4 protein-coding genes are annotated in these 1442 nt (G+C 65.5%); 1 reads left to right on the top strand and 3 read right to left on the bottom strand.

Annotation, left to right across the window (positions count from 1 at the left end):
• Window positions 1-245: 245 nt before the first annotated feature.
• Window positions 246-440 carry a hypothetical protein gene (locus ACLQ25_RS32585; protein ID WP_425734569.1) on the bottom strand — a complete coding sequence of 65 codons (195 nt, stop codon included), beginning with the start codon at window positions 438-440 and terminating at the stop codon, window positions 246-248.
• Between the two features lie 228 nt (window positions 441-668).
• Between ACLQ25_RS32585 and ACLQ25_RS32580 the strand changes: the two genes are divergently transcribed.
• Window positions 669-893 carry a helix-turn-helix transcriptional regulator gene (locus ACLQ25_RS32580; protein WP_425734568.1) on the top strand — a complete coding sequence of 75 codons (225 nt, stop codon included), beginning with the start codon at window positions 669-671 and terminating at the stop codon, window positions 891-893.
• 102 nt (window positions 894-995) lie between these two features.
• Here the strand turns inward: ACLQ25_RS32580 and ACLQ25_RS32575 are convergent, their stop codons facing one another.
• Together ACLQ25_RS32575 and ACLQ25_RS32570 are read right to left on the bottom strand one after the other, a co-directional pair.
• Window positions 996-1133 (bottom strand): hypothetical protein, encoded by a 138-nt coding sequence (locus ACLQ25_RS32575; protein WP_425734567.1) that lies wholly within the window; start codon window positions 1131-1133, stop codon window positions 996-998.
• Window positions 1126-1442 (bottom strand): TY-Chap domain-containing protein (locus ACLQ25_RS32570; RefSeq protein ID WP_425734566.1); only part of this gene is annotated, 317 nt, incomplete at its 5' end. The genes ACLQ25_RS32570 and ACLQ25_RS32575, both read right to left, overlap by 8 nt.

The raw sequence follows: 1442 nt of genomic DNA, 5'->3' as shown, positions 1-1442 counted from the left end.
AACTGGCACACCGGCCAACCGGTCATGCGATCCCTGACCGCCTACGACCACTGACCCCTTGGAATCGATCATCTAGACGAGCTATTCCTCCTTTTTAGGGCGGTGCGCCCTGAGCCGGTCCCGGGCCCAGTTGAGCGACCGGCACCCGTCCGGTCGGCACCGGGGGCAGCGGGCCTCCCGGTGCTCAGCGACGGTCCATGCGGCCAGCCGCGGAACCCAGACCTCCCAGGGGACTTCCCACTCCATCACGGCATGGGGGTGGCGGCCACGCGGTGGGCCTTGACCACGGCGATGGCCCAACTCAGCATGTCGCAACCAGCGTCCCCGCACTGGACGCACATCCCACGGCCACGGTGAGGGCTGGCCGTTGTCGCGTGCTGGGTGATCACCCGCTTGGCGGTCCAGAGGACCAGCGCCGGAGTGATCGGGCCGTCGTCCATGGGCACAGCTCCACCTCCTGAAATGGCAGGTCCGGGCACGGAGCCCTGCTCACGTACCCGAACCGCTACCCGGTGTGTGTTGCCCATACAGGGGACCTGAACCGCCTACCCCCTGTCAAGTATGAAAGTGGCATGCCTACCTATAGGTATGAGGGCTGAACAGCACCTACGAGTGAGGCCACCGGGGCTTCCAGGTACGGAAGGGGGCCAGGTAGCGATGCTCAGGAGATGGCCTGGCAGCGGCGGTTGTACGGCAGCGCGGAGCTTCAGGAGCGGCTGGGCGTCTCGCGCGTCCGCGTCGTCCAGCTCACCACCCGGCCGGACTTTCCTGAGCCGTTCGATCACCTGGCCGGCGGAAGCGTGTGGCTGGTAGAGGACGTGGAGCGCTGGATCACGGAGCACCAGCCCTGGAAGGCCAGGGGAGCGGACGAACCCCCGCCGCCGGAGAGCTGAGCAGGACGCCTGTCGATCCGGGAGATCAGATACGGAGCGGCCTGCCCTCTAGGCCGAAGGGCGGCCGCTGTACGTGCGGAATCAGCGCGACCTGCGACGCGTTCACCTGAGCGGAGAGCGTGGAGCCGGGGCGAAGGCCTGGCGCTCGTGGATGGACTTCTCCGAGCTGGCCAGCAATCTGCCCTCGGCCACCCGGTTGTTCAGGGCGACGTCCAGCGCGACCAGAGCGGAGCTAGTCACCCGTCGTGCGAATGACGAGTAGATCAGTCTCGTGGACGCCGTACACATGAATGAGGGCGTCAAGGACGTTCTTGGCAATGTCGATGGCGAACGTTGTGCGATCACCAAGGAAGTGGAAGTCCTGGTAAAAATTGGGCGCGTACTCATCTGGCGGCTTCCAGCCGTGCTCGGACAGCAGGACTTCCTGAGTCTGGGAAAGTCGATGCCATGGGGCGAGGAAGCGCGACGACACTGAGGTGATCTCAGCAAGATTCGGCGGCCGAGTGGGGATGACACGGGCGTAACGTCCATACCGGACGGCGTTGGATA

Origin of the sequence: Micromonospora sp. DT44, from assembly GCF_049841635.1 — a bacterium.
Lineage (GTDB): Bacteria > Actinomycetota > Actinomycetes > Mycobacteriales > Micromonosporaceae > Micromonospora.
Note: the sequence above shows the minus strand (reverse complement) of the source record. Positions and strands in the feature narration are given on the sequence as shown.

What these genes read in the sequence shown, in the direction of transcription:
- ACLQ25_RS32585 (WP_425734569.1), bottom strand. Translation starts at nt 440, where the DNA reads ATGGACGACGGCCCGATCACTCCGGCGCTGGTCCTCTGGACCGCCAAG.
- ACLQ25_RS32580 (WP_425734568.1), top strand. Translation starts at nt 669, where the DNA reads ATGGCCTGGCAGCGGCGGTTGTACGGCAGCGCGGAGCTTCAGGAGCGG.